6 protein-coding genes are annotated in these 6,761 nt (G+C 30.5%); all 6 read right to left on the reverse strand.

Annotated elements, in window-relative coordinates; genetic code table 11:
* On the reverse strand, nt 1-909 hold a 909-nt coding region (murD, locus tag VK998_RS01955), incomplete at its 3' end, for a UDP-N-acetylmuramoyl-L-alanine--D-glutamate ligase (RefSeq protein WP_325224888.1).
* A 20-nt stretch (nt 910-929) separates the two neighbouring features.
* Nucleotides 930-1,895, reverse strand: a complete 966-nt coding sequence (gene mraY, locus VK998_RS01960; protein WP_325224891.1) for a phospho-N-acetylmuramoyl-pentapeptide-transferase — start codon at nt 1,893-1,895, stop codon at nt 930-932.
* 33 nt (nt 1,896-1,928) lie between these two features.
* Nucleotides 1,929-3,389, reverse strand: coding sequence for a UDP-N-acetylmuramoyl-L-alanyl-D-glutamate--2,6-diaminopimelate ligase (locus VK998_RS01965; protein WP_325224893.1), 1,461 nt, complete (start codon nt 3,387-3,389; stop codon nt 1,929-1,931).
* A 73-nt stretch (nt 3,390-3,462) separates the two neighbouring features.
* On the reverse strand, nt 3,463-5,634 hold the full coding sequence (locus VK998_RS01970; RefSeq protein ID WP_325224895.1) for a penicillin-binding transpeptidase domain-containing protein: 2,172 nt from the start codon (nt 5,632-5,634) through the stop codon (nt 3,463-3,465).
* A gap of 11 nt (nt 5,635-5,645) precedes the next feature.
* A complete protein-coding gene (locus VK998_RS01975; protein ID WP_325224897.1) occupies nt 5,646-6,110 on the reverse strand; it encodes an FtsB/FtsL family cell division protein in 465 nt (154 codons plus the stop codon).
* A gap of 28 nt (nt 6,111-6,138) precedes the next feature.
* The coding region (gene rsmH, locus VK998_RS01980) for a 16S rRNA (cytosine(1402)-N(4))-methyltransferase RsmH (RefSeq protein ID WP_325224899.1) at nt 6,139-6,761 on the reverse strand (623 nt) is incomplete at its 5' end.

The following is a 6,761-nucleotide window of genomic DNA, read 5'->3' on the forward strand; positions in this document are numbered from 1 at the left end:
GTACTTCATTGTATCTATATCCAGTCCCATAATCCAACCAATAGCAACACTAGCAAGAACATTTTCTAAATTATGTTTTCCTAAAATCTTTATCTCTTTAATATGAATAACCCTATCTATTCTATTTCCATTATTTATTACTATATACCCATTATCTATATATACTCCCTTTATAAGCCTATGTTTAACACTAAACCATATTAAATTAGATTTAACTTCTTTTTCCATAACTTTAGATAAATTATTATCATAATTAAGAACAGTATATTCATCTTTAGTCTGATTTTTGAATATTTTTTTCTTTGCATTAATATAATTATCAAAGGTATTATGCCAGTTTAAATGATCTGGTGTAATATTTAATATTACACTTATTTTAGGTTTGAATTTTACTGTACTTTCTAATTGAAAACTACTAGCTTCAATAACAAATATATCTTCTTTGGTTGAGTTAACAATATCCCATAGAATTCCTACTCCAATATTTCCCGCCACATGAGTTGTAAATCCCGCTTTTTTAAAAAAATCACCAACTAAAGTAGTTGTGGTGGTTTTCCCATTGGTACCAGTAATGGCAATAATATTGCTATCTGGGCTTATCCTATAAGCTAATTCCAAATCAGTAATAACTTCAATTCCTTTTTCATAAGCTTTTTTAAAAATTTCCAAGTTTAAGGGTATTCCAGGACTTTTTACTATTAAGTCTATATTATCTAAAGGAACATTGTTAGTTCCTAAAAATAAATCAATGTCTAAATGGTTTATTTGAGAGAGATTCTCTTTTAAATCTTTTACATCTTTTAAATCACTAATAGAAATTTTAGCTCCTAATTTATCTAATGCTTTTACAGTAGATACTCCACTAATACCTAGTCCTAATATTAGTACATTTTTATTCTTCAAGTTCATATTTACACCTTGCTTTCATATTAGTTTAAACTTGCTACACCAATTAAAGATAATATTACGGTAATACTCCAAAACACAATAACAACTTTAGTTTCCTTCCATCCCTTTTGTTCAAAGTGATGATGAAGAGGACTCATTAAAAAGACTCTTTTCCTTGTAAGTTTATAAGAAACTACTTGTATAATTACAGATAATGCCTCTGCAAAGTATATACCTCCAACAATTGGAATCATTAAAGGTAAATTCAATAATATAGCAACAGCAGACACAGCTCCTCCTAATGCCATGGAACCCGTATCACCCATAAAAATCTTTGCAGGATAAGCATTATGGATTAGAAAGCCAAGGCAAGCTCCAGTTAATGCAGCTGAAAAAATTGATATACTATCCATCCCCCAATTAAGGGCAACTAATCCAAAAAACGATAATACTATTAAAGTAACTCCTGAAGCTAATCCATCCAATCCATCTGTCAAATTCACACTATTTACAGTACCTACAACTACAAAGGCTATGAATGGTACATAAAGTATCCCTAAGTCCAAATATCTATTGCTTAAAAACGGAATAATAATCTTAGTTCCAAGCATAGATGTATTTGATTGATAAATTGCTAACAATATGGCCAAAATTATTTGACCAATTAATTTTTGATAAGCCTTTAATCCTAAAGATCTTTTATTTATAATTTTCATATAATCATCAATGAATCCTATAAGTCCAAATCCGATTGTTGATATTAGTAAAATATACATATCACTATTCAGCAACCCTGAACTTATTGTAGTTACAAGTAATGCAATTACTATTATAATTCCTCCCATAGTAGGAGTTCCAGATTTTGACAGATGAGTTTTTGGTCCATCATCTCTTACATTTTGACCAATATTGAGCTTCCTTAACATTGGAATTACAATAGGCCCTAATATAACAGTTATTATGAAAGCAATAATAACAACTCTAATAATATCTATATATTCAACCATTTGTTTTCTCCTCTCTCGTATCCATTACTATCATTAATCTATATTACTAAGTATATCTAATACTATTTGTTTTTCATCAAAAGGAATAGTTTTATCCTTGATTATCGTATAAGTTTCATGACCTTTTCCAGCCAACAATATAATATCTTTTGGTTTGGCATTTAATAAGGCAAATTCAATTGCCTCTCGTCTATCAGTAATAGTTATATATTTTCCATTTGCTTTTTCTACTCCTAGAACAACGTCTTTAATTATATCATCTGGTTCCTCAAATCTTGGGTTATCAGAAGTAACTATACATAGATCTGCATGTTTTGCTACCGTTTCACCCATAATAGGCCTTTTTGTTCTATCCCTATTGCCTCCTGCCCCAAAAATAACTACTTTCCTACCTTCTGCAAATTGATCCACAGTTGTTAAAACTTTTTCCAATCCATCAGGCGTGTGCGCAAAATCTATAATAACTGTATAATCTTTATCTATTGGAACTATTTCAAATCGACCTTTAATACCAGTAACAGATTCCAACCCCATCTTTATAGTAGGTAAATCTATATTATATACAAGAGCACAAGAGGCCGCTGCTAAAGCATTATATACATTAAATCTACCTAAAAGTTTCATATTAATAGGAATAGTTCCTATTGGAGTATTTAAAGTGAAATCTGCTCCCTTAATATGACATACTATATCCGTTGCATATACATCATGTTTTTTATCTATACCATAAGTAATTACAGGTATTGTATTCTTGATATTATCTAATATTTTTTTACCAAAAAAGTCATCTCCATTAATTATATTATATTTATTTGTCTTATTAAATAATTTCAATTTGCTGTTAAAATAGTTTTCCATAGTTAAATGATAATCTAAATGGTCTTCAGTTAGATTAGTAAATATACCTACTTGAAAGTCTATATATTCTACTCTTTTTAAATCCAAAGAATGGGAAGATACCTCCATTATACAATAATCAGTTTTAGCATCTACCATCATTCTTAAATGTTTTTGTATGGTTAAAGATTCAGGAGTCGTATTTTTATTTTCTACAACTTTCCCATCCATTATAGAACCTAAAGTACCAATTAATCCTATCTTTTCATCTTTTTTATTAAAGATGCTATTTATTAAATATGTAGTCGATGTTTTCCCATTAGTACCTGTTACTCCTATTAAGTTTAGTTTTTTAGACGGCTCATTATAATATTTTGAGGAAAACCTAGCCAAAGCTTCTAAAGTATCATCAACTTTTACTAACGTAACTCCATCTTTATCTATTTTTACATACTTTTGAACTACTATACAATTTGCCCCTCTTTTAATAGCTTCTTTTATATAATTATGTCCATCTACAGTAAATCCTTTAATAGCAATAAACATATTGTTCCTAGAAATTTGTCGTGAATCATGTTCAATGCCATGGATATCAATATCCTTATTACCTTTATAAATTTCATATTTACTGCCTTCTATTATATTTTCTAGTTTCAATTCTACCCCTGCTTTCATTTTTTATTTAATGAAATGAATTAAAAGGCAACTTCAAAAGTCGCCCCTAATAATATTACTCTTTCGCATCTGAAAATTCAACCTTTATATTAAAATTTATATCTATTTTCGTTCCAGACATAGGATCCTGTTCTACTACCTTGCCTTCCCCAAAAAATTCGTATTTTAAACCTAATCCATTTAATATTTTTACTACATCTTCTTTGTCTTTCCCTATAAGATCTGGCATTATAACTTTGTTTTCCTTTTTATAATCTTCATCTAAATATAGATCTATTATTGAACCTTTAGTCACTTCAGTTCCAGGCAATGGAAACTGGTCTATTACCATAGAATCTTCAATGATATTAAAAGATTCAGTTGTATACTTAAATCCTGATTCAGATAAAATCTTCCCTGCTTCTTCAATTTTTATATTTCTCACATCTGGAACTACTACAGTATATTCAAACTGTTCTTTTTCTTCCTCAGTAAATTCTGGTTTAATTTCAAGATAAGATAAAGTTTCTTCTATTATCTTACCGGCAACAGGAGCTGCAACACTACCACCATAATATATACCTTCTGGCTCATCTACTATAACCAAAACAGCTATCTTCGGATCTGAAGCGGGTGCTACCGCAACAAAAGATCCAATGTATTTCCCAGGAGCATATCTACCATCAATTATCTTTTGAGCAGTACCAGTTTTCCCAGCTACTCTATACCCTGGTACATAAGCATTAGTTCCAGTTCCTTTTGACACTACGCTCTCCATCATCTCTAGCATAGTATCAGAAGTGCTTTTGGATATAACTTGCCTTTTAACTTTTGGTTTGTTCTCTATAACAACATTTCCTTCATTGTCAATTAATTCTGATACGAGTCTTGGCTCCATTAGATTGCCTCCATTGGCAATAGCTGAGACCGCATTAATAAGTTGGATAGGAGTCACAGCTATTCCATGTCCATAAGACATAGTAGCTAGGTTAATTTCCTTAATAACATCAGTATTAACCGGTATAATTCCTCCTTGTTCGCCAGTTAACTCAATACCCGTTCTTTCTCCAAATCCAAAAGCTTTAATATATTTATAAAATTTTTCTTTTCCTAATCTTCTACCTAAATCAACAAAAACCACATTACATGAATTTTCCATACCTTCTTTTAAAGTTTGTGCCCCATGAGGATTATACCATCTAGAACATTTTAAAATCCCACCAGGTATATCTCTTATAAAACCATTACAATAAAAATTACTATCTATATTTGCTACATTTTCCTCAATAGCTGCCGCTGCTACTATAGTTTTAAAGGTGGAACCAGGTTCATAAGCATCATTGATAGCGAAGTTACGCCACATATCATACCATTTTTTCTTTAATTCTTCATTAGATAAATTTTCCCATATTTTTTTTTCTTCCTCATCCACAGGCTCTCTAGGATTATTCGGATTGTACTGTGGCAAAGTGGTCATTGCCAATAAATCTCCAGTATTTGGTTCCATAACTATTATAGAAACATTTTTAGCTTTAGTCGTTATTAATGACTCCATAGCAGCCTTTTCAGCAAAATGCTGTATGGCTTCATCAACAGTTAAAACAGCATTTAGTCCATCTTCCGCATCATAAATCCTTTCACCATCATAAGGCATTTGTCTGCCTCTTGCGTCCTCAGTTTTAACCCATCTTCCAGGGCTCCCCGACAAATACTTATCATAAGTCTTTTCTATACCGTATAATCCATAATTGTCTATATCAGTAAAACCAATAATATGGCTTGCAAAATCTTCATAAGGGTAAAACCTTTTATTATCATCTACAATTTCAATTCCTCTTAATTTTAAATTCCTTAATTCTTTAGCTTCTTCTTTAGTTATCCATTGTTTTATCTTCTCTACATTTGTCTTTTTAGTAATTTTTTCATATACTATAGTTTCATCCATATTCAATGCTTCTGCTACTTGTTTAGCTGTATTTTTTGGTTCCTCTATATCAGCAGGACTAGCCCATACTGTATAAGAACTAACTGAAATGGCCAATTTTTTCCCATTTCTATCATAGATTATACCTCTTTTAGATTTTATTTCTATGCCCTTTGTCCACTGTTCCAATGCTCCTTTTTTCAATTCTTCCCCTGTAGCAATTTGAATATACCCTAGTCTCACTATTAAGGAAAAAACTACTATAGTTACTACAACAAATATAAATATTAATCTTTTTTTTGAAGAATTACTAGGTACTGCCAAATCAAACCCTCCTAAAATAAACTCAGTACCAAGTTTACAATATTTTTAAATTGTTTTACAATGAAAAATTCTTTCATTCCTTCTAATTCATCTGCAAATACTAATTCATCTATATCTACATATACTACCTGGTCCTCTGTAGGATAATCCATCCCCAGCTTTATAATAGCATCTTCTTCAATTTTAGAAGAACTCTTTATAGCTTCAAGTTCACCTACTAAATTTTCTTTCTCCTTTTCTAATTCAATTTTTTGCTTTTCTAACTCTGTTATTTCTAATCTTATTTTAGTAATATTAGCATACCTATATAAAATAAATAAAGCTAAAATTAATCCAACCATTGCAATCCCCATAACTATCAGCCTATATAAGGCTCTAGACTTTTTCTTCTTTTTAACCACTCTTCTAGTTTTAGTTGTTTCTATATCGTTTTTTTCTGGGTAATAATAATTTAAATCTTTTTTAGCTACTAACAATTTATTCCTACCCCCTCTTTTTTAGAACTTAAACTCGTTCAGCAACTCGTAATTTTGCGCTTCTAGCTCTAGGGTTTTTTTCTATTTCTTCTTTACTTGGTACTATAGGTTTCTTTGTAATTATATTAATTTCCCTTTTTTTATCACAAACACATATTGGAAACTCTGGTGGACATATACATTCTTTGTATAGTTCTTTAAATTCTTCTTTCACGATTCTATCTTCTAAAGAGTGAAAAGTAATTATACAAAGCCTCCCACTACTATTGAGTGATTTACTCATAATGGGTATACTCCTTTTCAATACATCTAGTTCTTGGTTTACTTCTATACGAATAGCTTGAAATGTCTTTTTAGCAGGATGATGACCTTCCATCCTGACCTTTTTTGGAATAGCTTTCTTAATAATATCTACTAAATCAAATGTAGTATCAATTGATTTTAGCTTTCTCTCATTCACGATAAATTCTGCAATTCGCTTTGCCCATCTTTCTTCTCCGTAATCCCACAAAATTTTTTCTAACTCTTTCTGTGAATATTTGTTCACTACATCCCATGCAGTAAAACTATTAGTCTTATCCATCCTCATATCTAATGGTGCATTTTTATTATAAGAAAATCCTCTTTCTTCTTGGTCTAATTGATGAGATG

The sequence above is a fragment of the Schnuerera sp. genome, assembly GCF_035459645.1.
Taxonomy (GTDB): Bacteria; Bacillota; Clostridia; order Tissierellales; family Tepidimicrobiaceae; genus Schnuerera.

Bases quoted from the DNA above. Each gene is read 5' to 3' on its own strand.
- mraY (WP_325224891.1), bottom strand. From the start codon at position 1,895: ATGGTTGAATATATAGATATTATTAGAGTTGTTATTATTGCTTTCATA.